Raw genomic sequence first — 25,915 nt, 5'->3', positions numbered from 1 at the left:
CTGCACCTGGAAGGATTGCGCGCATGACTACGGCACGCCCCGCACGGAAGACCGGATCGCCCGGACGTCCCGGCTACGACCTCGACTCGCTGCTCGCTGTCGCTGTGAAGGTCTTCAACGACAAGGGTTACGACGGCACCAGCATGGAGGTGCTGGCCCAGCGCCTGGGAATCACGAAGTCGTCGATCTATCACCACGTGTCCGGGAAGTCGGAGCTGCTCGAACTGGCACTGTCGCGGGCGCTCAACGCCCTCTTCGCGGTCACCACCGAGGAGAAGGCGACGAGCGGCCGGTACATCGACCGTCTCGAATACCTCGTCCGCCGCAGCGTCGAGGTCCTCGCCGCCGAGCTTCCCTACGTGACGCTCCTGCTGCGCGTTCGCGGCAACACCGCGGTGGAGCGTCGCGCGCTCGCCCGCCGCCGCGAGTTCGACGCGTTCGTCAGCGACCTCGTCGTCGCGGCGGCGGAAGAGGGAGACCTGCGGCCGGGCATCGATCCCGCGCTCACCAGCCGGCTCGTGTTCGGCACGGTCAACTCACTGATCGAGTGGTACCGCCCGCGCACCGGCGGGACGGTCGCCGACCTGGCGGACGCCGTCGTCGAGCTGACGTTCGACGGGCTGCGTCGCACCTGATCCGTCGGGCCTCCCAGTCGGGCGTGCGACCCAGGTACCGCAGGACCGGGGCCTCCCGTGATCGCGGAGGTGAAGGCGAGCTGATCGCCCGCCGCATGCTGCAACACCTGGGTGACCGTCCACTGGTCGCACGGCGTCAGCCGGGTCCAGCCGTCGGCGTCCACTCCGCGTACCACCGTCCGCAGCATCGCGTGCGCGGCGTCCAACACGCCCCACGTCGTCGAGTTCTTCGTGGCTTGATCGAGCCCTGTCAGCGAAACTGGCGCCTCGTCGCCACACTCACCGTCGGCCTGTCCCGACAATCCGGGTTGCCCTGCAGCGAGACACCAGACCTCGATCGGCTCGCCCGCCGTACCGCCCGTTCGGACAGTTGGGCGCGCAGCAGCGCTCGAACATCGGCAGGCACTTCTCGTGCAGCGGCGCTGTCCAGAATCTTCTGCAGTCTCCGGTCGAATCGAGGAATCGTCATACCGAACCCGATCCAGATCTCGTCGGGAGGTGGACCGCCGTAGGGCAGCCACCGGCACGCGAACTCGAGAATGGCTGCATCCAGTCGTTCCACGCCGGCCGCCACAATCAGACCGTGACGGCGAGGTTCTCGAAGATGGTGGCATTGGCCATGCCACCGCCTTCGCACATCGTCTGCAGTCCGTAGCGGACGCCGTCGGCGCGCAGGTGGTGCACGAGGGTGGTGGCGAGGCGGGCCCCGGATCCGCCGAGCGGATGCCCGAGCGCGATCGCACCGCCGAGCGTGTTGACCCGGTCGTCGGGGGCGCCGGTCGCCCGCAGCCAGGCGCCGACGACACTGGCGAACGCCTCGTTGACCTCGAAGGCTCCGATGTCGTCGAGGGTCAGGCCGGCGCGCTCTAACACCCGTGCAGTGGCGGGGATGGGACCGGCCAGCATCGCGACCGGGTCGTCGCCGACCACGGTTGCGGTGTGTACCCGCGCCAGCGGGGTCAGTCCCAGGTCGCGGGCCCGGTCGCCGGACATCACCAGTAGTGCTGCGGCGCCGTCGGAGATCTGCGAGGCGTTGCCCGCGGTGATGCGGCCCTCCTCGCCGAAGGCCGGCTCCAACTGGGCCAATTTCTCGAGGGTCGTGGTTCGGCGGATCCCCTCGTCGGCGTCGAGTTTCGTTCCGTCCGGCAGCGTCACCGGCACGATCTCGCCGGCGAATCGGCCTTCGTCGACCGCCGCGGCGGCCCGCTGGTGTGAGCGCAGGCTGTACTCGTCGAGCCAGCCGCGGCTCAGTTCGTACCGGTCGGCGAGGATCTCGGCGCCGCGGCCCTGGTTGAACTCGATGCCCTCGTAGCGTCGCCGAATCGCATCGCTGTTCGGGTCACCGAGGCCGACGCGCCGCGCCGATCCCATCGGGATGCGGGTCATCGACTCGACGCCACCCGCGACGACGATGTCGTATTGGCCGGACATCACTCCCGCGGCAGCGAAATGCAGTGCCTGCTGGCTCGATCCACACTGCCGCTCGATCGTGGTGCCGGGAACCGACTCGGGCCATCCGGCGGCCAGCACCGCGTTGCGTGCAATGTTGCCGGCCTGCTCACCGACCTGTCCGACGCATCCCCACACGACGTCGTCGACCGTCCCGGCCTCGACCCCGGCCCGGTCGAGCAGCGCGGTCAGGACGGTCGCGGACAGGTCGACGGGGTGGACCTCCGCGAGGCCGCCCTTGCGGCGGCCGATGGGGCTCCGTACGGCCTCGACGATGACTGCATCACGCATGGTGTGTTCCTGTTCTCTCGTTCTCGGTGATCACGTCGCGGTCCAAACCGGGGTGCGGCGTTCGGTGAAGGCGGCGGCGCCCTCGCGGGCGTCGTCGGAGTCGAAGACCGGCATCACGATCTGCCGGGTCCGCTCGAACATCTCCGCGTGCGGCCAGCCGGGAGACTCGTCGACAACCCGTTTGCTGGCCCGGACTGCGAGCGGCCCGTTGCCGGCGATCTCGTCGGCGAGTTCGAGCGCCGCCGCCAACACCTCGCCCTCGGGAGCGAGCCGGTTGACCAGCCCCAGCGGGTGCAGCTGCGCGGCGGTCACGGTCTTGCCGGTGAGCACCATCTCCAGCGCCACCGCTCGCGGCAGCCGTGCGGGCAGCCGGGTCAACCCGCCCGCGGCGGCGACCAGGCCGCGGCGAACCTCGGGCAGGCCGAACGTTGCGGTCGGCGCGGCGACGACGAGATCCGCCGCCAGGACGATCTCGAAACCCCCCGCGAGCGCGGGACCGTCGACGGCGGCGATCAGGGGCTTGCCGGGCGGCGCCTCTACCAGCCCGGCGAATCCGCGACCCTCGATGCGGGGGCTCTCACCTCGCAGGAAGGCCATGAGATCCATTCCTGCGCAGAAGTATCCGCCGGCTCCGGTGAGCACACCCACTCTCAGCTGTGGATCGGAGTCCAGCAGTTGAACCGCCTCGGCGACGGCCTCCGCGACCTCACGGTCCACCGCGTTGCGGACCTGCGGTCGGTTCAGCGTGATCACCAGCACCGGCCCGGCCCGTTCCGTCAGCACGACCGGTGTGAACGCCTCCGCGGTCACCGCGGCGCCATCCGGATCGCACCGTCGAGGCGGATCGTCTCACCGTTGAGCATGCCGTTCTCGATGATGTGCTCGGCCAGCGCGGCGAACTCGGACGGCTCGCCGAGCCGCTGCGGATGCGGAACCGACGCCGCCAGCGCGTCCCGGATGTCGTCGCGTGCGCTGAGAAGGAGTGGCGTCGCGAACACGCCGGGCGCGATGGTGCACACCCGGACTCCGACGCCGGCGAGGTCGCGGGCGGCGGGAAGTGTCATCCCCACGATTCCCGCCTTGGACGTCGCATAGTTGATCTGCCCGATCTGGCCCTCGTAGGCGGCGACGGACGCGGTCAGGACACACACGCCACGGTCGCCGTCGAGCAACTCGTTCGCCGCCATCGCCTCGGCCGCGAACCGCAGCACGTTGAACGTCCCGATCACGTTGAGCCGGATCACCGACTCGAACGGCTCGAGGTCGGCGGCCTTGCCGTCCTTGGTGAGCACGCGCATCGGTCGTCCGCGGCCCGCGCAGTGCACGACGGCCCGCACCGGTCCGCGCTCGGCAGCGGCGGCAAAGGCCGCGGCCACCGCGTCGCCGTCGGTCACGTCGGTCGGCACGAACCGCGCGACGGGCCCGAGCGCCGCCGCCTGCTCTGCCCCCGCCGAACCGGGGAGATCGAGCAGGGTGACTGTGGCGCCGGACTCGACCAGCCGGGTGGCGGTGGCGAGTCCGAGTCCGGATGCTCCGCCCGTGACGACGGCGTTGATGTCCTTGATCTGCATGAATGAACCTTCGATGTGGCCGGGCCCCAGTGTGGCGCCCGGAATGGTGTGGAGTGCGAGATGCCTAGAGCCCCATCGACTTCGAGATGACGCTCTTCATGACTTCGCTGGTGCCGCCGAAGATCCGGGTGACGCGGGCATCGGCGTACAGTCGCGCGATCGGGTACTCGGTCATGTAGCCGTAGCCACCGTGCACCTGCAGGCACTTGTCGATGACCCGGGCCTGCACCTCGGTACAGAACAGCTTCACCTTGGCCGCGTCGGCGGGAGTGAGAGTGCCCGCGTCGAGGGCGATCAGCGCCTGGTCGATCAGGGCCTGCCCGGCCTGCAACTCGGTCGCGCACTCGGCGAGTACGAACTTCGTGTTCTGGAAGCCGGCGAGCGGCTTACCGAACACCATCCGCTCCTTGGCGTACTCGATCGCCAGGTCGACCGCGGCGGTGGCCGTGGCCTGCGCGGTGATCGCGATCGACAGCCGCTCCTGCGGCAGGTTGTGCGCCAGCATCTTGAAGGCGGCGCCCTCCTCGCCGAGCAGGTTGGCCGCGGGCACCCGGACGTTGTCGAAGGTGAGTTCGGCGGTATCGCTCGACTTCATCCCGATCTTGTGCAGGTTGCGACCGCGAGTGAACCCGGGCATGCCGGATTCGACCACCAGCAACGACAGACCGTTGCGGCGATTCTCGGGATCCTTCGAGGTCCTCGCGACCACGATCACGAGGTCGGCGTTGATGCCGCCGGTGATGAACGTCTTGTTCCCGTTGAGGACGTAGTCGTCGCCGTCGCGGACGGCGGTGGTGGTGACACCGGCGAGGTCGGAGCCGATGCCGGGTTCGGTCATCGCGATCGCGCTGACGAGCGCACCGTCGGCGAAGCCGGGGAACCAACGGTCGCGTTGTTCCTCATTGGCGTATTCGAGAAAGTACGGGAGCACGGTGTTCAAATGCACCTGGAAGCCCCCGAGAGAGGCGGCCGCGTAACCGATTTCCTCGTACACGACGGTGTTGAACAGGAAGCTGTCGATGCCGCCGCCGCCGTACTGCTCGGGCACCTGCAGTCCGTTGATCCCGAGTGCCGCGGTCTTGGTGTAGAAGTCGCGGGGGATGCAGCCGGCCGCCTCCCAGTCGGGCAGGTTCGGGACGATCTCCTTGGCGATGAACTGGCGGACCACGTCACGGAAGGAATGGTGGTCGTCGGTGAAGATGGTGCGTTGCATGGTGATTCCTTCGAAAATGGGTCGACGGTGAGTGCCGTCGACGGATTTCAGCGGCCGAGCGCGACGACGCCGTCGGCGGCCAGCGCATCGAGCGCGTCGGTCGGGTAACCGAGTTCGGCGATCAGTTCGGCGGTGTGCTGCCCCAGGTCGGGCGCACCTGCCGTCGGGAGCTTCGGGACACTCTCGAGGTGCCACGGCGTGCCGAGAGCGGTCGCAGGCACGCCGTCGGGGCGGCTGACCTCGATGAAGAGCCCGGAGGCCTGGACGTCGGGACTGCGCATCGCCTCGGGATAGGTGTTGATCCGCCCGGCGACGACACCATTGGCGGCGAGCACGTCCATCGCCTCGTCGCTCGTCATGGTCGCGAACGCGGCGCGCAACTCGGTGAGCAGGGCGGGGCGGTTGCGGACCCGGCTCTCGTTGTCGGCGAACCGGGCGTCGTCGGCGAGTTCCGCCCGGCCCAGCAGTCGGCACAGTCGCCGGAAGTGGACCTCGGAGTAGGCGGAGACCACGACGCTGCCGTCGCGGGTGGGCATGATGTCGGCGGCCGGGGCGACCGTCGGCTGACCGTTGCCCATTCGCCGTGGTTCGTTGCCGGTGGCGAGGTAGGCGCCCCAGTTCGGGGCCTGCAGATGAATGGCGACCTCGAGCAGCGACACCTCGACGGTGTCGCCCTCGCCGGTGCGGAGGCGCCTGATGTACGCGCCGAGGATTGCCTGGGCACAGACGTAGCCGGTGGCGGCGTCGACGATCTGGGCACCGACCTTCTGTGGCTCGCCGTCGTGCTCGCCGGTCACCCACATCAGGCCGCTCTCCGCCTGCGCGGCGATGTCGAGGCCGGCTCGATTCCTGGACGGTCCGTGCAAGCCGAACCCGCTCACCGTCGCGTACACGAGGTGCGGATGCGCGGCGCGCATCTCCTCCGCGCCTAGACCGAGCTTGTCCATCACCCCGGGGCGCAGATTCTGCACCACGATGTCGGCGCCGGCGATCAGACTGCGGGCGATCTCCTGACCGCGCGGGTCCTTGAGGTCGAGCGCGATTGCCCGCTTGCCGCGGTTGTAGTTCTCCACCATGGCTTTACCGTGCGCGCCGATTCCACGTGCGGACTCGCCGTGCACCGGTTCGACCTTGATCACGTCGGCGCCGAGGTCCACCAGGACCTGGGTGGCGGCGGGGGCAGCGATGAATTGACCGAAGTCGATGACGCGGACGCCGTCGAGGGGCTTGTCGATCATGCGGTCTCCTCGGCACGCCGGCGGATGAGGGTGATGTCCCGTTCAGGGTTGACCAGGAACACCGCGATCGCACTACCGACGATCATCAGGATCCCGCTGATCAGGAAGCCGGTGCCATAGCCGGAGACCTTGTCGGCCGCCCGGCCGACCGAGAAACCGAGTACGAGTGGTGCGACCATGCCGGAGATACTCGACACAGCGCCGAGGCCACCGAGGACCATGCCGCGTTTACGGGACTGCACCACGTCGGCGATTGCCGTCAACGCCACGCCGTACGCCGCGGTGTTGAGTGAGAAGGCCAGGGACACGAGCAGGATCTGCACCGGTCCGGCAGACACGATGGTGAACCCGACCATGGTGATGCCGGCGCCGGCGATCAGGCCGGCCGACAGGTAGCCACGCGCAACCTTCCGGGAGACGCCGCGGGAGACGAGGCGATTCGAGAACCATCCGGCAGCGATCGCACCGACCGCCGCGAGTCCGTAGGGAAGCATGACCAACCGACCGGTGGTCAGGGTGTCGTAGCCGAGACCGTCTTCCAGGTAGACGGGGAGCCAGGACACCTTGAGCGTGGTGGACCAGTACGAGCAGAACATCAACAGCGCGATCCCGATCACGGTCCCGGTGCGCAGGATCGTCCGGTACGGGGCGTCGACGGTGTCGACGACGGTTGCGGTTGCCTGGGCCGACTCGGCGGCCTCGCCGGGTGCGCCGCGTCCGAGGAGGATCCAGGCGACCACCCAGACCAGACCGACCGTGATCAGAAGGTAGAACGCGGCGTGCCAGTCCCAGCGGACGATGATCCAGGTCAGTACGGGAGCAGCGATAAGGACGCCGAGCGAGGATCCGGCGGTGACGAAGCTGCTCGGCAGGGCACGCTTCTCCGGCGGGAACCAGGAGTGGACGGCGTGGTTGGCGAGGGCGAAGGCCGGGCCCTCGGCGAACCCGAGGACGAGCCGGCAGGCAACCAGGACGCCGAAGGTCACGGTGCCGGTCAGGGGCACCATGGTGGCTACCCAGAGCAGCATCAGTCCGGCCAGCAGCCATCGGATACGCACCTTGGACGAAAGCCAGCCGAAGAACAGGGCGCCGGCGGCGAACAGCCAGAAGAAGCTACTCTGGATCATGCCGAACTGTTGCGGCGTCAGGCCCAGATCCTTCTGGATCTGGACGCCGGCGAACGCGATGACGGACTTGTCCGCGAAATTGATGAGCATGAACACGACGAGCAGTCCGGTAATCATCCAGGCGCGCCGGGTCAGCGCCGATCTGGTGTGCCGGAACGCTGCGGTGGTCGGCGTCGATATCTGAGTCATAGGGCCTCTTCGGAAACGAACCGTCGCGACGTGTCTGCATGGCGTGAACCAGTCCGGACGGATCTCGAATGCGACCTTCTAGGTGATCGATCCGGATCCCGTCGCAACGGTGTGATCAGGTACACACCATTGAAGTCCCGAGTATCGATCGGGTCAAAGACCAGAAAAGTAGGAGAAATACTGCAATTGCCTATGAGTTCGTGGCGCGCGCGTTGTCGTCGCGAATCCGGCGGTCGAACTCGGCCCGCGTCAGCTTCGCGGCCTCCACGAGGGAAACGCCGGAGGACATGAGCGCGGCGATGGACGCCGCGAACTCCTCGAAAGACGCACGGGCGCAGGCCAGGAACTCCGTGGACGCCTGGGTCATCCGGCCGGGACGGCGGACCACGCCCATGCGGCGGGTGAGCCGCGGCGAGAGTTCACGCACCACCCCGCCGCGCAGCATCGCGTCGAGTCCGCTGCGCAGGGCCACGATCGACACCCCGCCGCCTGCGAGAACGATCGGCAGCACGGCACCACGCTGACGCACCTCCACCGCGACGTCGGGTTCGACGCCGTGCAACCGTAGCGAGCGGTCGATGAAATCCCGCGTCGCCGTGCCTTTTTCACCCATGACGAATGGAACACGGGTCAACGCCTCGATCGGCACCGGGTCGGGCCACCGCGCGTCGGTACCAGGCGGGCACACCAGGACGAGCTGCTGATCGATGAGCTCCTCCCCGATGAGGTCCTCGGTCGGGAGGGGCAGTGCGAGAATGCCCAGCTCACACGCCCCCGACCAGACCAGTGACACGATATCGGCGGTCTCGTCCCGTTCCTCGATGTGGAACCGCACGTCGGGGTACTGCCGGCGGAATTTGGCGACCCACACCGACAGCGGGTCCGAGGACAGGTCCGAGAGCGAGGCGATGTCGATCCGGCCGCCGCGCATCGCCCCGACATCGCGCACGGCGTTCTCGGCCGATTCCACCTCCCGCAGGATGCTGCGTGCCGGGCCGACGAGCGCCTCACCGGCAGGCGAGAGCACCAGGCCACGGCCGACGCGATGGAACAACTCGACGCCCAGGTCCCTCTCGAGCTTGCGCACCGCCTGCGACAGCGACGGCTGCGCCACGCGTAACTGCGCTGCGGCGCGGGTGACCCCGCCACAGTCGACAACAGCGAGGAAGTACTCCATCTGCCGCATGTCCATGCTCTGAATCTAGAGGTACCGGCGCCGCGGCGGAGGGCCGATAGGGATCTCCCGAGAGTGTGCGGCGACCGGCCGAAAAGGGTATCCCGCAGGTCGCCGGATGAACTAGCCTCCGCCGAATGAGTGTTGTCCTTCTGGTCCGTCACGGACAAGCATCCTTCGGCACCGACGACTACGACCGCCTGTCGCCACGCGGCCGAGAACAAAGTCGCGCCCTCGGCACCGAACTGAACCGTCGCGGTATCGCTCCCGCCCGCACAGTCACCGGAAACATGAAACGCCAACGAGAGACGGCTCGGGAGGCAAGCACGGCCGCCGCGTGGCACACGACAGACCCCGACATCGATCCGGGTTGGGACGAGTTCAACGCGAGCGACCTGCTGGCTGCGAGCGGTGAGCACGATCCGCGGGCGAAGACGGATCCGCGCGCCTTCCAGCGGCTGCTCGAGCGGGCATCCACACGGTGGTCGTCCGGTGACCACGACGCCGACTACGTCGAGACGTTCAGTGCGTTCACGGCCCGGGTCGACGCGTCCCTCGACCGCGTTGCCGAAGGGCTCGAACGCGGACAGACCGGTGTCGTGTTCTCCAGCGCCGGTGCGATCGCCTGGGTGACTGCCCGGCTGCTGGGGGGCGGCTTCCCGCAATGGCTCGCCCTGAACAGAGTCGCGGTCAATTCCGGCGTCACCAAGATCGTGATCGGAGCGTCGGGGACGTCCCTCGTGGCGTTCAACGAGCACGGTCATCTCCCGGCCCCCTGGGTCACCTACCGGTGAGACTGTCCGCCCGCTCATGGGCCACGATCAGCTCGACCCGCGAGTTGTAGCCGGTTTTCTTGTAGAGGCGGGTGAGGTAGGCCTCGACGGTCTTGCTGCTGTAGTGGAGAACCCCTGCGATCTCCCGGTTGCTGAGGCCGTCTCGGACCAGCGTGACGAGTTGACGCTCCACATCGGTGAGAGGTCCGGGTGCCCCCGACTTGTCGACACGTCTGTCGAGGACGAGTCCGCGCGACCTGCCGACGGCCTCGACCCGCTTCAGCCACAGCGTCGCGTCCATTTTTTTGAACAATGCCCAGGCGGCCTCGAGGTGATCGGCGACGTCCGGGCCGACGACGCCCAGCGCATGATGGGCCCGCGCCGCGATGTAGTGCATGCCTTGCTCCTCGGCCTCGAGAAGCACATCGCGAGCGAGGTCCACCTCACCGAAGCTGAGGGCATGGCCGATGCCGGATTCCGTGCGGGCCCTGGGCGAACCGATTTCGTCTGCATGGCAGCAGAACTCGGCCGCGACGCGCCGCGCGGCCTCGACCTCTCCGCGAGCGAGATAGCCCTCGACCAGAGTCGCGTGGGTGACGGTCCCGACCTCGCTCCAGCCGCGGGCTGCCGCCTCGGACCGCAGTCGCTCCAAAACCGGCATGGCGTGCTCGAACCGGGACCTCGACACCTCGACCGACACCTGCACTGCCTGCCACATCGCGAAGTCGAGCCGGCAAGAGGCCGGCGGCTTCGTCGCTGCCAGCACGGACGCCGCACGCCGGAAATCACCTCGGCCCGTGAGGATCTGCACCTCCACACCACGCAGGCGAGCCAGATTGCTGCGCATACCCGAGTACTCGAGATGGACTGCCTCTCGGGCAATCGTCTCAGAAGCCTCGGTCCATTCGCCGGCCGTGAACTCGGCGAGCGCGCGAGCCAGTACGGCTTGCCCGCCCAGGTTTCCGAATCCGGCGAGTCCGGCGGCTTCACCCGCCTTCGTCAGCAGCGCGTTCGCGCGACCGGTCGCGCCTGCCGTTGCGGCGTTGTGCGCTGCCGACTCCAACGCACCGGTGCGCGTGCCCACCGGGAGTTCCCGCTCGTCGGTCCCGAGAATCGCGAGCTGGTCGACGGCCTCGAGTGCTTTCGGGAACGTCCCGACGGAGGCTTCGACCTGACCGAGGTACGTGTAGGCGATGACCTGGTCCGCCGGGGTCGCCTCGCACACCTGTGACCACGCTGTCGCGGCCAGGACGCGCGCCTGATCCGTGTCACCGAGGCGCGCCGACATCGCCGCGCGCTGCGCGAAGTACGGCGTCGGGTCCGTGACCTCCTCCACCTCCGAAACCAGCAGGTCCACAGCACCTTGTGGATCGCCCATCGCATTGTGGCAGTGCACCATTGTCGCCACGGTACGGTCGCGGGAACTGCCCGCCTCGAGGAGTCCGAGCGCTTTTCTGCCGGCTTCGACTGCCAGAGCAGGCCGCGAACCCTTCCAGTACGCCGCGGACTGCCTGCGGAGTATCTCGCCGGCGGCGGCATCCGCGCGTGGCAGCAGATCAAGCGCCCGTCCGTACCAGCGGGCAGCCGCGCGTGGCGACGTGCGCAGCGCTCGATCGGCGGCACGCAACGCCACCGTGACCGCGACCTTGTCGCCGCGCGCCGCGCCCTCGGTGGCATGCCGGGCGCGCTCGAGGGCCGGCATGCCCAGCTCGTGGTCGGTGCCCTCGATCCGCGCAGCAATCGCAGCATGGACGCGGCGGCGCTCGGCCGGACCGGTCTCGTCATAGAGCAGCTCACCGATCAGTGGGTGGCCGAATTCGTACCATCCGGACCCCGTTGCCACCAGCGCACCGCTCGAGACCAATGAGTCGAAGGCGGCCCGGACCTCGCCCAACGACCTCTCGGCCAGTTCGGCGAGGAGCGGAAGGTAGTCCAGATCCACCCGTCCGAACACCGCGACCAGACGACCCAGTACGCGGACGGCGTGGTCCCGGGGAAACAGCCGGTGGAGCAACGCCGCAGGGCGCAAGAACTGGGGCGGGGAATCATCGACCAGGTAGCCGATTCCCTGTTCGATCCGGAGTGCACCCGCAGTGTGCAACGCGTTCACCGTTTCTCGGACCAGCAGCGCGTTCCCCCGCGTCCGCTCGGTCAGATACCCGGTCAGTCGCTCGTCGGGCACGGCACCGAGGACCGACTCGACCAGTCCGCCGAGGGCCTGCCCCTCGACCGGCCGAACTTCGAGAACCGTCCGCGCCTGTTCGCTCACGAGGTGGCCGATCGTCGCGAAGAGACGTTCGCCGGTCATCCACGGCCGAGTCCGCGAGGCGAAGATCACGAGGAGCGGGCGGCCCGCCAAATGCCGAGCGGCGAGGGTCACGGCGACGAGGCTGTCCTCGTCCGCCAGGTGCGCGTCGTCCACAACCACGACCACTGGCGACGAATCCGTCATAGACTGCAACAGCGCCGTCACACCACTCGGATCGTTCGACACCGTGCTGTGGCCGAGGACTCCCACGAGGGTGCGCAACGTCGCGTACGGGATGTCGCGGTCGTACTCGTGCGACGCGGCGTATAAGCACGTCCACCCACGCCTGCGGGCCGCGTCGAGCGTGCTCCGCAGGAGGTGTGTCTTTCCGGTGCCGGCCTCACCGTGAATCAGGTACGTCGAACCGGCACCGGCACTCAATCGTTCTATGGCGCAGTCGAACACGAACTCGTTCACAGCATCTAGGCGAGACTCATCCGAAGAGGCATGGCCTTCCATCCTCGCAGGGTGTTGTTGTGATAGCGACGTACGGGTGCCGCAAGTTCGATGCACGTCACACGGGTCACGAGAACCTCGAGCAGGCACTCGGCCTGGAGACGCGCCGCGTGCTGGCCCACGCACTGGTGGATCCCCATCCCGAAGGCCACGTGCCCCGAAGGATCACGCGAGAGGTCGAACCGATCAGGGTTGTCCCACCGGCGCGGGTCACGATTCGCAGCGGCGTAGCACAGCAACACCCTCGTCTCGGCCGGTATGACGGTCCCGGAGATCTCGACGTCGGCCGACGTCTTGCGGAACAACATCTGGACCGGCGACTCCCAGCGCAGCGCCTCGTCGAAGGCGACTCGGGCGAGGTTGGGGTTCTGTCGAAGAGCCGCCCACTGATCGGGATGGGTGGCGAATCCATAGAGCATCGCGGAGAGACCATAGACGGTCGTGTCGACACCTGCCGACAACAGCGAACGCGTGAGGAGCGGCGCCAGTTCGTGCATGATGTCGCCGCGGTCGGCGGCCGCCCAGATCTCGCTGCCGAATCCTTCGGGTTTCAGTGACTCCCTGGCACACTTCGCAGTGGCCCATTCCGCCAGTGCGTCGCTCCGGCATTCCCCCTGCAGGACCCGTTCATTTCGCGGCCCCAGGGCGTTGAAGATGTGATCTGCGTAGGGAACGAGATTCTCCCGCTGCTCCTCGTCGATGCCGGACGCGTCGGGAAAGAAGTTCACCGGAAACACGGCCGCGATGTCGTTGTATCCGTCGATCTCGGTCGCGTCCCCGGCAGCCGTGCCACCCAGCAGGTTGTCGATCAGCGTCTCGGCCTGCCGTGTGCAGGCGCCCTTCATCGCACGCAATGCTCGTGCGGACAGAATCGACTGCAGCACCTCGCGGGGTGCGTCGTGCTCGGGCGGATCGGTCTGAAGTAGTCCCCGGGCCCGCCATGGCTCGTTCAGGCCGACTCCGGAACCGGACGTCATGCCCTGCCAGTTCGAGAGCGCGCTGTGGACCTCGTCGTAACGCCCGAGGGCGTGGACGTTGTACCGGGGCAGGAAGACGACAGGCCCGGATTCACGCAGCCGCTCCTGGAAAGGCAGCGGGTTCTCGAGCGTTTCCGGCGAGAAGGGGTCGTCGTCGAGGGACGGGGCTGTCGAACCCTGCCGTCCGGTGGTATCCGTAATCGACACTGTCTACCTTCCTAGAGATCCAGCACGAGTCGTTTGGTGATCGAACGTGACACACAGACGAACATCCGGTCCCCCTTGGCGCGTTCCGCATCGCTCAGGAGTGAATCCCGATGATCCGGAACACCTCCCACGACGCCGACTTCACATGTGCCGCAGACTCCCTCGTTGCACGAGGACAGCACCGGGACGCCGGCGGCGTCCAGGGCCTCGAGAACGGTCTCGTCGGTGCCGACGGTGACGGTCCTGCCGGAGTTGGACAGTTCGATCGTGAAGGGTTCCGTGCGGACCGGTGGACGCTGGGAAGGCGCCACGAACCGCTCGAACCGGACGGCCCACCCGGGCCAGTTCGTGGAAGCGGATTCGACCGCCGCCAGCAGGGGCTCGGGTCCGCAGCAGTAGACTTTGGCCCCCTCGGTCGGCTTGCCGAGGAAATCGAGCGGCAGGTGACCCGATTCGTCCTGCGGCCACACCGTGACGCGGTCTCCGTATCGAGCCAGTTCGCCGAGGAAGGCCAAGGAACGACGCGACCGACCGCCGTAGAGCAGGTGCCAGTCGATTCCCAGCTTCTCGGCTGCGGCGATCATCGTCATGATCGGAGTGATCCCGATGCCGCCGGCGATGAATTCGTATCGGCTCGCCTGTGCGAGACCGAAATTGTTCCGAGGGGTGCCGACACTGAGCATGTCCCCGACGGCCAGATTCTCGTGAATGAACTGCGATCCGCCCTTGGAGTTCGGCTCCCGCAACACGGCGACCTCGTAGGCGGAGGCATCCCACCGGTCGCCGCACAACGAGTATTGCCGCACCTGGGAACCACCGTCCGCGGTCGGCATGACCAGGTCGATGTGCGCGCCGGGCGTCCAATGCGGGAGCCGCCCACCGGACGGCTCCTCGAGCCGCAGTTTCACGACGCCGTCTGCCACGACGTCCTTCCGCGCGACCTCGAGCGTCTGGTTTCCGGGTCGCCGCGTGACCGGCGATGCGGGCGAGGACGAGTCGACACCATGCTGAGCAAGATGATTTGGCACGTGATGATCATGCGCGGCGCCTGCTGGTGAGATCAATGTCTCAATCACTATCAAGGCGATAGCCACAGTCGCCTGCCGAACGGGCCCTACACACGACAGTGTCCCCCTCACCTGGGTTACAGGTGAGGGGGACACGGGTGGGACGTCACGGCGAAACCGACACGCTTCGTGGGCGAGTGGGCCGAACGAACTCAGCAGAAGCCGACCGTACGGTCAGGCACTGCGTCGTGCGGCCTGGCGACGAAGTTCATTGCGCGCCAGCGCGTTCTTGTGCACCTCGTCGGGTCCGTCTGCGAACCGCAGCGTGCGTACATACGCGGCTGCCGGGGCGAGAAAGAAGTCCTGGGAGAGTCCGCCGGCGCCATGGACCTGGATTGCCTTGTCGATGATCCATTCGACGGTCGACGGAGTGGCGATCTTGATTGCCTGGATCTCGGTATGGGCGCCCTTGTTGCCCACCGTATCCATGAGCCAGGCCGTCTTGAGAACCAGCAAGCGCAACTGCTCGAGACGGACCCGCGATTCGGCGATCCAGTCTCGAATCACGCCCTGTTGGCTGAGTGGCTTGCCGAACGCCACGCGTTCGTCGGCCCGCTCACACATGAGTTTGATCGCTCGCTCCGCAATGCCGATGGCGCGCATGCAGTGATGGATCCGGCCGGGTCCCAGCCTGGCCTGGGCGATCCCGAAGCCGTCGCCCTCGGTGCCGATGAGATTGGCAACCGGAACCCGCACGTCGGTGAACTCGATCTCGGCGTGTCCACCGCTGTGATGGTCGTCGTAACCCAGGACCTTCATCGCGCGCGTGATGTGGACGCCGGGGGTGTCCCGCGGTACCAGGATCATGCTCTGCTGGCGATGCCTGTCGGCCGACGGATCCGTCTTGCCCATCACGATCAGGATCTTGGCGTTGGGATTCATCGCACCGCTGATGTACCACTTGCGGCCGTTGATCACGTAGTCGCCACCATCGCGAACGATACTCGTGGAGATGTTGGTGGCGTCCGAGGATGCGACGTCGGGCTCGGTCATGGCGAAGGCCGAACGGATCTCGGCCTCGAGCAACGGGGTGAGCCACTCCTTCTTCTGCTGCTCGGTGCCGAACATCGACAGCAGTTCCATGTTGCCGGTGTCCGGGGCTGAACAGTTCAGCGCGGCGGGAGCGAGGAGCTTGCTGCGGCCGGTGATCTCGGCGAGCGGCGCGTACTGCACGTTCGTAAGCCCGGCACCCTCGGCCCCGGGGAGGAAGAGGTTCCACAGCCCACGGCTGCGTGCCTCCGCTCTCAGCTTCTGCAGGATGGGAGACTCCGACCACGCGAAGCGGTTCTCGAGGCTGTCCAGCTCATCCAGGTACGCCGCCTCGGCCGGGTAGACGTGCCCGTACATGAAATCGACGAGTTCCTTGCGCAACCCGTCGGTCCGGGCGTCTGTCGAGAATTCCATCTACTTGTGCTCCTTCAGTGAGTCGAGCCCGAGTTCGAGCAGCAACGGCACAGTGCTGCCACTGTCCTCGAAACCCGCACCCACGGTTTGACGATTGATGTGTCGATACCGGACGCCCTCGGAGATCGCGGCGAGCTTGAAGCAGGCCAGACCGAGGTGGAAGCCGAATCCCTCCAGTTCGCGACCGCTCTCGGCTTTGTAGTGTTCGATGATCTGTTTCTCGGTGAGGTATCCGGGTGCCAGCGTCGCGTCGTACTTGGCCGGTTCCGTCGAATCCCGTTCGGACACGATCTTCGCTCGCCGCTGATAGGTGAGCATCAAGGCCAGGTCCAGAAGCGGATCACCCAGCGTCGCCAGCTCCCAGTCGATGACCGCGGCAGGTATGTCGTCGGCGCCGACGAGCACGTTGTCCAAGCGGAAATCACCGTGGACGATGCCCGCGGCCGACTTCGTGGGGACGGCCGCGACGAGTGCCGTGTAGAGCTCGTCGGCGCCGGGGAGATCGCGGGTGTAGGACGCGTCCAGCTGCGTCTTCCAGCGTTTCACCTGCCGTCCCAGGAAGCCTTCGGGACGACCGAAGTCGTTCAGGCCCACGTTTCGCGGTTCTACCCGGTGCAGCTTTGCCAGTGTGCGTACCAGCTCGACGGAGATGGCTCGGGTTCGAGCCACGCCGAGTGGCCTGAGCTCATCGGCGTACCGATAGGGCACGCCCTCGATCCGCTCCATGACGTAGAAGTCGGTGCCGAGTACGCCCTTGTCGTCGCAATAGGCGATCATCGCCGGAACCGGGACGCCGGTGGTCCGAAGAGCACTGGCCACTCGGTATTCTCGGCGCATGTCGTGAGCCGTCGCCATGACCTCGCCCAGTGGCGCACGACGCACGATCCACTGGTTTTCACCGTCGGAGAGATCGTAGGTCAGATTCGATTTCCCACCCTCGATCAGCCGGGCCGACAGTTCCCCTGCCACCAGGCCCGGTCGCTCCCCGGCCAGCCAGTCTGTGATTCGATCGATATCCAGCCCGGGCGGGGATTGGGGACGCGTCGGGGCGGCACCTGTCTGTGTGTACTCCATGTGAGACCTCACGCCCGTGCGAAGGCGGGGACTATCTGCTCGTAGCTGATAGCGCCTTCCTTCGCGTTTCCGAAGCGGACGGCAAGGTCGATCATGTGGTCGACCTGATCCTTGGGTGCCTTGAACATCGGTTGCAATTTCGGCGCCACATCCTGCGCGTAGTGCTCGATGTAGGCCTTGGCGATTTCGGGTGCGTTGCCGTCGAAGGTGCCGGAGTTCAGAATTTCCGCTGCTTCGTCCTTGTGGGAGAGCATCCATTCGCTGCCCTCCGACTGTGCTCGAAGCCAGTTCTTCAGCACGTCCTCGTGCTCCTCGGCAAAACTTTCGCTGGTGGAAATACAGACCACGGCCTGGTTGCGCAACGTCTCGGGCATCGACGGCCTGCCGAAGTCGAGCAGCACCGATCCGCCGGTCTCCCGGGCGATGAACAGCCCCGAGCTCCATTGGACCGAGACGTAGCCGTCGAGTCGCCCGGCTTTCATGTTCGGGATCGCCGAGGCAGACGGGCCGACCGCCAGATGGGTGACGTCGGAGGATTGCATACCGGCCAGCTCCAGAGCGAGGTCCAGTTGCAGATCACCGCCCGCGCCAATGGCGCTCACCCCGATCGACTTGCCTTTCAGCGACTGCATCTTCTCTTCGAAGGTCGCGTCTTCGCCGGGCCAATTGCCGTTCGGGCCGACGACGACCCCGTAGGTGGTGGACACGTTCTTCAGACCGATGATGACCGGTCGCTTGCCCTGTGTGCTGTTGGCGTGGGCACCCATCAGCAGCAGGGTGTCGGAGCTGTAGCCGTTGACAGCGCCTGCGGACACGAGCTGTAGCGCCTGCACACCGCTCTGCGGGGTGATGAACTTCGGAACGTTGAGGTTGTTCCTGGCGAAGTCGTTGTTGGCATGATTCACCGCATCGAGGAGAAAGGTGTCACCCGGAAACGACCCGATGGTGAACTTGGCGGCCTGGCCCGAGGCACTCGCGCCCGGTCCACCCCCGCAGGCCGCCAGCAACGAGGTGGCGCCGACCGCCGCCGTGCCGAGACCGAGATACTTCAACATCGACCTTCTCGAGATGTTGCCGTCCAATGCCCGCAGTTCTCCGAAGGGCGAGTCACCTTGCTTCGACCCAAACATTCGTACTCCTAGTGATTAGTGCATGCCTGGTGGCCTGACGATGTGCTGCCCCCGGTTTCCGCAAACTGGCTACCGACCGATCCCGTTGTGCTCCATCACCACTCGGCCGACGGTCTTTCCGTCCCCCAGGCTCTGCAGGGCCGCAGGCACCCCGTCCATCGAGACCCGTTGACTGACGAAGGGATCGATGGCTCCGGAGTCCGCCAACGTGCACAGTTCCTGGTGGGATCGATCGACCGCGCCGGGATTCTTCGTGTTGTAGAGCCCCCAGTGAATTCCCAGGATCGAGTAGTTCTTGACCAGCGCGTGGTTGAGCGCCGCGGTCTGGATCTCGCCGCCCGCGAAGCCGACGACCAGAATCCGCCCCTCGAACGCAATGCATTTGGTCGAACGGTGGTAGACGTCGCCTCCCACCGGGTCGTAGATGACGTCGGCGCCTCTGCCTTCGGTGAATTCCTTGACGACCCCGACGAAGTCCTCCTGCCGGCGGTCGACGACGACATCGGCACCGAGCTGCCTGGCGTAGGCGGCCTTCTCCTCGCCGCCCACGACACCGACGACCCGGGCACCGGCGGCCTTGCCGAGCTGGATGGCCGCGCTGCCGACACCGCCGGCGGCCGCGTGAACCAGGAGGGTCTCCCCCTCTTGAATCCTGGCCAGCCGATGGAGTCCGAACCAGCCGGTCTGATACCCGATGAACAGGCATGAGGCCTGCGCGTCGTCGAGTGAGGCCGGCGCCGGATAGGTCGTGCTCTGGCCCATCAAGGCGTACTCGGCGAATCCGCCGTAGGGAAGAGTGGTCAGGCCCAGAACCCGGTCGCCTACCGCTGCCCGTACGACGTCCGGCCCGACCGCGACGACCTCACCGCAGACTTCACGTCCGGGGGTGAAGGGCAGGTCGGGGCGCACCTGGTACTTGCCACGGCACATCAGCACGTCCGGGAAATTGGCTGCGCCCGCCAGGACACGCACGAGGACCTGCCCTGCACCAGGTTCGGGAACATCACCTTCGACGAGTTGCACGACATCGATCGGCTCGCCGAGCTGGGTGACCGACCAGGATTTCATGCGGCGGGGAATCGATGTGCTCATGCTGTCTCGAATTCGACGAGGGGCTGACCGGACGCGACGCTGTCGCCCTCCGCGACGTGGACTGCCACGACCGTGCCTGCATCTTCGGCGAGGATCGGGATCTCCATCTTCATAGCTTCGAGGATCATCAACGTCGCCTCCTCCTCCACTCGGTCACCCGGTGCGACAAGGATCTTCCACACGTTGGCACCCATATCCGACTCGATCGTCTCTGACATCTCACGCACTCCTTCTGGCCAAGTTCTTTTGTCTCTGTTGGATCTTCTCGACCACACCGGTGTCGTAACGCCCGCTCGTGAATTCTTCCGAGCCGAGCACTTGTTCGAGGAAAGGCTTGTTGATGACGAGCCCCTCGATCACGAACTCCCTGCATGCCGCGAGGGCGCGGGCGTGCGCCTCCTCACGGGTCGCGCCGAACGCGCAGACCTTGGCCAGCAACGAGTCGAAGTGAGGCGTCACCTCGGTGCCCGCCGTATAGCCCGAGTCGATCCGGATACCGGGCCCGGTCGGCTCCTGCCACACGTCGATCGGACCCGGGCGCGGGAAGAACCTCTTGGGGTCTTCCGCGCAGATCCGCAACTCGATCGCGTGACCGCGCGAAACGGGGGCAAACCCCGGTGTGGTGGTGCCCGACTCCGCGATGCTCAGCTGCTGCTCGACCAGATCGACACCGTGAGTGAGTTCGGTGATCGGGTGCTCGACCTGGATACGGGTGTTCATCTCGAGGAACACGAAGTCGCCGGTGACGGCGTCGAGCAGGAATTCCACCGTACCTGCATTCCGATAGCCCACCGCCTGCGCGGCCGCAATCGAACTCTCGACGAGGCGCTCTCGCAGGGCCGGATCCAGGTGCGGGGCCGGGCTCTCCTCGATCAGTTTCTGGTGACGCCGTTGCGTCGAGCAATCCCGTTCTCCCAGAGCGATGATCGTGCCGTCGTTCCGACCCAGGATCTGGATCTCGACATGCCGCGCGGAGGACACATACCGCTCGACGAAGACCCGATCGGAACCGAAGCTCCGCGCCGCCATCGACTTCGTGTTCTCGAACGCCTTGCGCAGGCCTTCTTCGTCGTGAGCAACGGCCATGCCGATTCCGCCGCCGCCGGCGGATGCCTTGACCATCACCGGATATCCGAGACGCCCGGCCTCCGCGACGGCTTCGTCGCCCGTTTCGAGCGCTGCGCCGACGTCGCCGCTGATCGGCACACCGGCAGCAGCCACGACCCGGCGTGACTCGACCTTGTCACCCATCACCTCGATGACCTCGGCGCTCGGGCCGACCCACGTCAGTCCGGACTGGGCCACCAGTCGGGCGAAGTCGGCGTTCTCGGCCAGGAATCCGTAACCCGGATGCACGGCGGTCGCACCGGCTTGCTGTGCGATTCGAACGATCTGAGCGCCGTCGAGGTACGCCTGTACCGGCGTGTCGCCCTCGAGCTGAACGGCGTGGTCGGCCTCACCGATGTAGGGCAGGTCCGCATCGACCTTGTGGTAGACCGCGACGGTGCGAACACCGAGCTTGTTGGCGGTCGCGATGATCCGCCGGGCGATCTCGCCGCGATTCGCGACCAGTAGGCAATCTGGAAATGAGCTCATCACATCGTCCTCAGTAACTCGTCGGCCAGGCGCGCAGCAGGTGCTCGCCGATGCCGTTGGTCCGGGCTCGGTAGTGGTCTTTCAGCGCGCCGAGGATGAAGTCCCGGGTCTCGGCGGGATCGATGACCTGTTCGACGCCGAAGACGCGTGCCACGTCGTAAGCGGTAGTGCCCTTGGCCATCTCGGCGAGGCGCTGCGCATACAGCTCGGGATCCGATTCCGCGTCGACTCCGTGAACGACCGACACCGCCGATGTGGGATCCATGAAGCTCACCTCCGTCGACCACCAGCCTGCCGTCGTGTCGGCGGTCAGTCCGCCGCCCATGTTGATGTAGGCCTGGCCGTAGTTCTTGCGAAGCGTGACAGCGATCTTCGGCACGGTCACCAAGGACAGTGCGTTCATCCAGTTGATGACCTTGCCGGCGATCTTGTTTCGCTCGGCTTCCAGCCCGATCAGGAATCCCGGCTGGTCGACGAGGAACACGACGGGAATGTTGTAGGAGTCGCAGAGAACAAGGAAGCTGGTCGCCTTGTCACACGCCGGACCGTCGAGCGCCCCGCCCTTGAACATCGGATTGTTGGCGACGATTCCGACGCTCTGTCCACCGATCCGGACCAGTGAGGTCTCCAGGCTCTTGCCGTAGCGTGCCTTGATCGGGAACACCGAACCGGTGTCCGCGACGATCTCGATCACCTTGCGTACGTCATAGGTCTGGGTGCGAGCCTGGGGAACGATGTCGTTGAGTTCGGCCGCACGCTCGCCCGATCCACTCGGGATCGGCGCGACCGGCGGCGTCTCACCGTTGTGGGAAGGCAGATACGAGAGGAACCGGCGGATCAGTTCGATCGCTTCCTCGTCGGTGTCGGCGACGGCATCGGCATAGCCGGTCACCTCGGCATGGACCTTCCATCCCCCGAGCTCCTGGGCATCGACTTGCTGACCGGTGGCGCGGCCGACCAGGCCGGGGCTCGACACCGCGAGGACACTCCCCTTGCGGAAGACCGCGAAGTCGGCGGACACGGTGTGCCAGGCAGCCGATCCGAAGCAGTGTCCGAATGCGGCGGATGCCCAGGGGCTTTCGCGCTGCCGGAGGAACCGTTTCTTGCTGTTGGCGGCACCCATTCCGGTCCCGCCCATCGCGTCCGGCATCCGAACGCCAGTGGACTCCGACAGGTAGACCAGCGGCATCCCGACCTGAACGACGAGCTCCTTGAAATGGGACATCTTCTTGTTGCTCACCGGACTGCTCGACGACCCCTTGACGGTGAAGTCGTAGGCGACGACGGCCGCGCGCCGACCGTCGACCTCGCCGGTTCCTGTCACCTTGCCGTCTGCGGGCGTCTTGTCGCGATCGGCGTCGACGGCCGAGGTCGTGAACAACCCGCTTTCCCGGAAGGATCCGGGGTCGAGCAACAACGCGATCCTCTCGCGAGCGTTGAGTTTGCCCTCGGCGCGTCTCTGCTCCAGCTTCTTCGGACCGCCCATCGCCAGCGCGGCTGCGCGACGTTCTTCGTGCTCCTGCTCGCGGCTGAGTGTGGGTTCAGCCATCACTGTGTCCTGTGACATCTCTACTACCTTCCGTCTGCGTCGCGTGACGCCTGGTATGTCCGCTGTCCCTGCTCGAGAACCGCCCGTGCAGCGAGGGCCGCGTCCTCGAAGGCCGGAAAGACCGGGATTCCGCGTGTGCGTGCGCGGTGCGCGTACGTCTTGATCAATGCCTCCGTGTCGGCGCTGCCGTCGGTCTTGAGCACGAGAAGTTGGTGGGTGTTCGACGTTGCTTCGTCCCGGGCGCCTGCGATCGAGTCGATGACGGTGCCGGTCACGTCGCCGTGGGTTTCACCGAGGTTGCGCTGGATGATGCCCACATTGAGGTGGGAGATCAGCACTGCCGGCTCGCTGCCGGCGAGGACCACCGCGAGAACGTCCTTCGCGATCGCACCGTTCTTGACGGCGAGCGTTCCCGCAGGCACGTCGATCGGATTGTGCAGTCCGTTGCCCGGCGGCAGGCCCAGGTCGTCCAGTTCCTCGACCACGGAATCGGCGAGTGGCGGTGTGGCCAGTCCCTGCCGCCCGAGCGCGTCGGCGCCGAGGACGCTCGCTCCGCCACCGTTGCCGAACAGAACAGCATCACGACCGTTCGGCTTAACCCTGAGGTCGAGCGTGGACAGAGCATGCAGGGCCGTAGCGAAGTCCGCGAGCGAATCGACGAGCGTCATTCCGGCCTGTCTCGCGATCGCGGGCCACAGTCGGTGATTTCCCGCGAGGGCACCTGTGTGGCTGGTCGCCGCCCGCGAACCTTCGCTGGTCCGGCCACCGGCGAGAAGCACTACCGGCTTGCGCATTTCGGCTCGGGACAGCACATCGAGAACGTCGCGTGCCGCAGCCAGCGACTCGAGGTAGAGGCCGATGACACGGATCTCGCCGTTCCGCAGGGCGGACTCGACGAGCTCTGCAGCGGTGACGTCGGCGCCGTTCCCGATGCTGACCACGCTGTGAAAGTCGATGCCACGCAACGATCCGACCCGCAAGATATCGACACTCAGCCCGCCACTTTGCGAGACGACCGCCGTCGTTCCCGGCGTCAGAGGTGCGTCGGGCACAAACGAGAGTCGACCGGCCGAGGCATGGGTGCCCAGGCAGTTCGGGCCGATCAACCGAATGCCCGCATCGCGGACGGTCTGGACCAGGGTCTTCTCGAGGTCCTGTCCTTCTTCGACCTCACCGAAGCCGCTGGAGACCACCTGAGCGAATCGAACGCGGCCGGCGCCTCGGCTCAGCGCCTCGCCGACACGTGTCGCGGGCAGGGCCACGAACGCATAGTCGATCGGCTGATCGACCTCGGACAGAGCCCGCACTGCGGGAAGACCTTCGATGCTGTCCGAGGTCAGGTGGATCGGCACGATGGTGCCGTCGAAGCCACCGCCCAGAATGTTCCGAATGAACCGGTTGGCGAGGTTGGGCCGCTGGCCGCTCGCGCCGAGGACGGCGATCCTGCGCGGATGAAACAGCGGGGTGAAATCCGTGGCCCGGCCGTCATCGTCCTCGCGTGCGGATTCGGCTACTTCCACCGGACCGACGACGAAACGTGCGTCCACGGCCACCGCGCGTGTTCCGGAAACGATGACCGGGTTCAGGTCGATCTCGATCACGTCGTCCGGCAGCGACTGCAGCAGACCGTTCGGCCCGGCGAGTCGCGAGATCAGTGTCACCAAGGCAGGAATGTCTGCCCTCTCGCCACCGCGGGCTCCGTCGAGCACCTTCATGCCGCGCAGTTCGTGCAGCATGTCGAGAATCTGTTCGTTCGCGAGCGGTGCGAGACCGAACGCAACATCCTCGAAGACCTCGACCAGTACGCCGCCGAGGCCCACCATCACGGTCCAGCCCAGCCCCGGAGCCCGAACTGCTCCCACGATCACTTCGTGACCGGACGGGACCATTTCCTCGACGAGGAGGCCGTCCAAGCGGTGCCCTGCGGCGGCCAGTTGCTCGCCCATCCGTGCAGCGACCTCGTCGATCTCATCGCGGCGAACCCCCACCCGCACGCCGCCGGCGTCGGACTTGTGGACGAGCGTGGACGAGATGGCCTTAACGACCAACGGCTCGCGAATGTCGTCGGAAATCATCTGGCCGACAGCAATTTCGATGCCCCGGGGTGTGTCGATCCCGAAGGCGGAGAGCAGGGATTTACCTTCCGCCTCGGTAAACATCGCCGATTCTCTCTCCCGTGCAATGGAAATGAGTTCGGCGACTGCGTCCCGGGTGCATGGCTGTGCTGTATCGACTGACACCTGAAGTTCCTTACTGAACGTCGGATCCGGCGGCGATCTCGCTCGCTCGGCACGTGTTCAGTGTGGTCAGCCGCACAGGGATTGGGAAGGTTCGCAGCCTTGGCGGGGTGATACGGGTGCGCTATCGGACCGCCGCCGGGTCGACCGCGCTGTCAGAAATTCTTGGCAGATTCCCGCAACAAGCCCAGGAATGCCTGCACGGCAGACGTCCGCGCTTCGTCATTTCTCACGATCGCGGATATGCGGGCATGGGCCCATTCGTACGGAAGGGGCACGAGCGCGACACCGTTGCCGCTCACCGTCGAGCTGAGAAGTGTGTTCGCCATACAGATCCCGACGCCGGCGCGCACCATGTTCTGAGACGCTTCGGCGTTGTTCGTGGCGTAGACGATCCTGGCCTCGACTCCGTCGAGTAGCTGCTCGAACGCTGTACGGAGGATGCTGGTCTCCGCCGGAAAGATCAGCGGCTCCCCCTCCAGGTCAGCGGCCTCGAAGCCGTCCTTGCTGGCGAGGCGATGATTCTCCGGAACCGCCAACACCAGCCGACCGGAGATCAAGTCGACATGGTGCAGTAAGGCCTGCTCCGCCGGAATCAGATCTATCCCGGCCAGGCGAGTCACCAGACCGACATCGAAATGGCCGCTGAGGACGCCGCGGCTCACCATCTTCGATGGCCCTTCCTCGACTTCGAAACGCACATTGGGAAAGTCGCTCAACAGGCGCTTGACGACCCCGGGAAGTATTGTCTGAGATCCCGCCGGCACCGTGCCCAGGCGGACGGTGCCGAGTTTCAGGCCCCCGATGGCGCTGGCCTCCTCGCGCATCAGCCGTTCGGCCTGAACAGCGGCGACCACGTGCGGCAGGATCCGTTCGGCCGCGTACGTCGGTCGCACGCCCTTGGCACCACGAACCACGAGCACGACGCCGAGGTCCTCCTCGAGCCGCTGCACCTGGTTGGTGATCGTCGGCTGAGAGATGTCGAGTTCCTTGGCAGCTTGACGGAACGACCCGGTCCGAACCGCTGCTTCCAGATATCGCAACTGCTCGAATCTCATCGGTCTCCCTCGGTGCTGCCATGCGACCTGGCCCACATTACAGCGCGCAAGGCGCTCTCCGAATCCAGCGTCGGGCGGGCGCAGCGATCGACACGTAACC

21 protein-coding genes and 1 pseudogene are annotated in these 25,915 nt (G+C 66.4%); 2 read left to right on the top strand and 20 right to left on the bottom strand.

Annotated elements, in window-relative coordinates; translation table 11 throughout:
- Window positions 1-23 precede the first annotated feature (23 nt).
- The gene (locus QM693_RS03550; RefSeq protein WP_005250938.1) at window positions 24-635 is read left to right on the top strand and encodes a TetR/AcrR family transcriptional regulator; all 612 of its coding nucleotides are present in this window, start codon (window positions 24-26) and stop codon (window positions 633-635) included.
- A gap of 95 nt (window positions 636-730) precedes the next feature.
- On the opposite strand, the pseudogene QM693_RS37560 reads toward QM693_RS03550, so the two are convergent.
- The 8 genes and pseudogenes from QM693_RS37560 to QM693_RS03505 all read right to left on the bottom strand — a co-directional run.
- Window positions 731-823 (bottom strand): annotated as a pseudogene (locus QM693_RS37560) (maleylpyruvate isomerase N-terminal domain-containing protein); the annotation flags it as partial.
- 388 nt (window positions 824-1,211) lie between these two features.
- Window positions 1,212-2,375 carry a thiolase family protein gene (locus tag QM693_RS03535; RefSeq protein ID WP_283351415.1) on the bottom strand — a complete coding sequence of 388 codons (1,164 nt, stop codon included), beginning with the start codon at window positions 2,373-2,375 and terminating at the stop codon, window positions 1,212-1,214.
- A 30-nt stretch (window positions 2,376-2,405) separates the two neighbouring features.
- Window positions 2,406-3,185 (bottom strand): crotonase/enoyl-CoA hydratase family protein, encoded by a 780-nt coding sequence (locus tag QM693_RS03530; RefSeq protein WP_283351414.1) that lies wholly within the window; start codon window positions 3,183-3,185, stop codon window positions 2,406-2,408.
- Window positions 3,182-3,946 carry an SDR family NAD(P)-dependent oxidoreductase gene (locus QM693_RS03525; RefSeq protein ID WP_283351413.1) on the bottom strand — a complete coding sequence of 255 codons (765 nt, stop codon included), beginning with the start codon at window positions 3,944-3,946 and terminating at the stop codon, window positions 3,182-3,184. Before QM693_RS03525 ends, QM693_RS03530 begins: the two co-directional genes overlap by 4 nt.
- Before the next feature lie 64 nt (window positions 3,947-4,010).
- Complete coding sequence (locus QM693_RS03520; RefSeq protein WP_283351412.1) at window positions 4,011-5,159, bottom strand: acyl-CoA dehydrogenase family protein; 1,149 nt, start codon at window positions 5,157-5,159, stop codon at window positions 4,011-4,013.
- A 47-nt stretch (window positions 5,160-5,206) separates the two neighbouring features.
- A complete protein-coding gene (locus tag QM693_RS03515) occupies window positions 5,207-6,397 on the bottom strand; it encodes a CaiB/BaiF CoA transferase family protein (RefSeq protein WP_283351411.1) in 1,191 nt (396 codons plus the stop codon).
- Window positions 6,394-7,713, bottom strand: coding sequence for an MFS transporter (locus QM693_RS03510; RefSeq protein ID WP_283351410.1), 1,320 nt, complete (start codon window positions 7,711-7,713; stop codon window positions 6,394-6,396). The genes QM693_RS03515 and QM693_RS03510 overlap by 4 nt, the downstream gene beginning before the upstream one ends.
- A 190-nt stretch (window positions 7,714-7,903) precedes the next feature.
- Window positions 7,904-8,905, bottom strand: coding sequence for a LysR family transcriptional regulator (locus QM693_RS03505; protein ID WP_283351409.1), 1,002 nt, complete (start codon window positions 8,903-8,905; stop codon window positions 7,904-7,906).
- 119 nt (window positions 8,906-9,024) lie between these two features.
- Here QM693_RS03505 and QM693_RS03500 point away from each other — a divergent pair, with 119 nt between their 5' ends.
- Window positions 9,025-9,681, top strand: coding sequence for a histidine phosphatase family protein (locus QM693_RS03500; RefSeq protein ID WP_283351408.1), 657 nt, complete (start codon window positions 9,025-9,027; stop codon window positions 9,679-9,681).
- On the opposite strand, the gene QM693_RS03495 is transcribed toward QM693_RS03500, so the two are convergent.
- From QM693_RS03495 to QM693_RS03440, 12 genes are all read right to left on the bottom strand, one after another.
- Window positions 9,668-12,385 (bottom strand): helix-turn-helix transcriptional regulator, encoded by a 2,718-nt coding sequence (locus tag QM693_RS03495; RefSeq protein WP_283351407.1) that lies wholly within the window; start codon window positions 12,383-12,385, stop codon window positions 9,668-9,670. The genes QM693_RS03500 and QM693_RS03495 overlap by 14 nt on opposite strands.
- 5 nt (window positions 12,386-12,390) lie before the next feature.
- Window positions 12,391-13,608 (bottom strand): cytochrome P450, encoded by a 1,218-nt coding sequence (locus tag QM693_RS03490; RefSeq protein WP_283351406.1) that lies wholly within the window; start codon window positions 13,606-13,608, stop codon window positions 12,391-12,393.
- Window positions 13,609-13,619: 11 nt separating this feature from the next.
- On the bottom strand, window positions 13,620-14,636 hold the full coding sequence (locus QM693_RS03485; protein WP_283351405.1) for a PDR/VanB family oxidoreductase: 1,017 nt from the start codon (window positions 14,634-14,636) through the stop codon (window positions 13,620-13,622).
- 213 nt (window positions 14,637-14,849) lie between these two features.
- Window positions 14,850-16,079, bottom strand: coding sequence for an acyl-CoA dehydrogenase family protein (locus QM693_RS03480; protein WP_120660349.1), 1,230 nt, complete (start codon window positions 16,077-16,079; stop codon window positions 14,850-14,852).
- Window positions 16,080-17,153 carry a phosphotransferase family protein gene (locus tag QM693_RS03475; RefSeq protein ID WP_283351404.1) on the bottom strand — a complete coding sequence of 358 codons (1,074 nt, stop codon included), beginning with the start codon at window positions 17,151-17,153 and terminating at the stop codon, window positions 16,080-16,082.
- Window positions 17,154-17,161: 8 nt separating this feature from the next.
- Window positions 17,162-18,235, bottom strand: a complete 1,074-nt coding sequence (locus QM693_RS03470; protein ID WP_283351403.1) for an ABC transporter substrate-binding protein — start codon at window positions 18,233-18,235, stop codon at window positions 17,162-17,164.
- A gap of 117 nt (window positions 18,236-18,352) precedes the next feature.
- Window positions 18,353-19,351 carry an NADPH:quinone oxidoreductase family protein gene (locus QM693_RS03465; RefSeq protein ID WP_283351483.1) on the bottom strand — a complete coding sequence of 333 codons (999 nt, stop codon included), beginning with the start codon at window positions 19,349-19,351 and terminating at the stop codon, window positions 18,353-18,355.
- 20 nt (window positions 19,352-19,371) lie between these two features.
- A complete protein-coding gene (locus tag QM693_RS03460; protein WP_283351402.1) occupies window positions 19,372-19,593 on the bottom strand; it encodes a biotin/lipoyl-binding carrier protein in 222 nt (73 codons plus the stop codon).
- Between the two features lies 1 nt (window position 19,594).
- A complete protein-coding gene (locus QM693_RS03455) occupies window positions 19,595-20,971 on the bottom strand; it encodes an acetyl-CoA carboxylase biotin carboxylase subunit (RefSeq protein ID WP_283351401.1) in 1,377 nt (458 codons plus the stop codon).
- A gap of 10 nt (window positions 20,972-20,981) precedes the next feature.
- Window positions 20,982-22,520 (bottom strand): acyl-CoA carboxylase subunit beta, encoded by a 1,539-nt coding sequence (locus tag QM693_RS03450; RefSeq protein ID WP_283351400.1) that lies wholly within the window; start codon window positions 22,518-22,520, stop codon window positions 20,982-20,984.
- 23 nt (window positions 22,521-22,543) lie between these two features.
- The gene (locus QM693_RS03445; RefSeq protein WP_283351399.1) at window positions 22,544-24,760 is read right to left on the bottom strand and encodes an acetate--CoA ligase family protein; all 2,217 of its coding nucleotides are present in this window, start codon (window positions 24,758-24,760) and stop codon (window positions 22,544-22,546) included.
- 152 nt (window positions 24,761-24,912) lie between these two features.
- A complete protein-coding gene (locus QM693_RS03440; RefSeq protein WP_283351398.1) occupies window positions 24,913-25,815 on the bottom strand; it encodes a LysR family transcriptional regulator in 903 nt (300 codons plus the stop codon).
- Window positions 25,816-25,915: the final 100 nt, after the last annotated feature.

It is taken from the genome of Rhodococcus sp. IEGM 1305, assembly GCF_030058635.1.
GTDB lineage: Bacteria > Actinomycetota > Actinomycetes > Mycobacteriales > Mycobacteriaceae > Rhodococcus_F > Rhodococcus_F opacus_D.
The sequence above is the reverse complement of the archived record's forward strand: the minus strand, read 5'-3'. Positions and strand labels throughout refer to the sequence as shown.

Bases quoted from the DNA above. Each gene is read 5' to 3' on its own strand.
- QM693_RS03550 (WP_005250938.1), top strand. From the start codon at position 24: ATGACTACGGCACGCCCCGCACGGAAGACCGGATCGCCCGGACGTCCC.
- QM693_RS03535 (WP_283351415.1), bottom strand. From the start codon at position 2,375: ATGCGTGATGCAGTCATCGTCGAGGCCGTACGGAGCCCCATCGGCCGC.
- QM693_RS03525 (WP_283351413.1), bottom strand. From the start codon at position 3,946: ATGCAGATCAAGGACATCAACGCCGTCGTCACGGGCGGAGCATCCGGA.
- QM693_RS03520 (WP_283351412.1), bottom strand. From the start codon at position 5,159: ATGCAACGCACCATCTTCACCGACGACCACCATTCCTTCCGTGACGTG.
- QM693_RS03515 (WP_283351411.1), bottom strand. From the start codon at position 6,397: ATGATCGACAAGCCCCTCGACGGCGTCCGCGTCATCGACTTCGGTCAA.
- QM693_RS03510 (WP_283351410.1), bottom strand. From the start codon at position 7,713: ATGACTCAGATATCGACGCCGACCACCGCAGCGTTCCGGCACACCAGA.
- QM693_RS03505 (WP_283351409.1), bottom strand. From the start codon at position 8,905: ATGGACATGCGGCAGATGGAGTACTTCCTCGCTGTTGTCGACTGTGGC.
- QM693_RS03500 (WP_283351408.1), top strand. From the start codon at position 9,025: ATGAGTGTTGTCCTTCTGGTCCGTCACGGACAAGCATCCTTCGGCACC.
- QM693_RS03480 (WP_120660349.1), bottom strand. From the start codon at position 16,079: ATGGAATTCTCGACAGACGCCCGGACCGACGGGTTGCGCAAGGAACTC.
- QM693_RS03475 (WP_283351404.1), bottom strand. From the start codon at position 17,153: ATGGAGTACACACAGACAGGTGCCGCCCCGACGCGTCCCCAATCCCCG.
- QM693_RS03465 (WP_283351483.1), bottom strand. From the start codon at position 19,351: ATGAAATCCTGGTCGGTCACCCAGCTCGGCGAGCCGATCGATGTCGTG.
- QM693_RS03460 (WP_283351402.1), bottom strand. From the start codon at position 19,593: ATGTCAGAGACGATCGAGTCGGATATGGGTGCCAACGTGTGGAAGATC.
- QM693_RS03455 (WP_283351401.1), bottom strand. From the start codon at position 20,971: ATGAGCTCATTTCCAGATTGCCTACTGGTCGCGAATCGCGGCGAGATC.
- QM693_RS03450 (WP_283351400.1), bottom strand. From the start codon at position 22,520: ATGGCTGAACCCACACTCAGCCGCGAGCAGGAGCACGAAGAACGTCGC.
- QM693_RS03440 (WP_283351398.1), bottom strand. From the start codon at position 25,815: ATGAGATTCGAGCAGTTGCGATATCTGGAAGCAGCGGTTCGGACCGGG.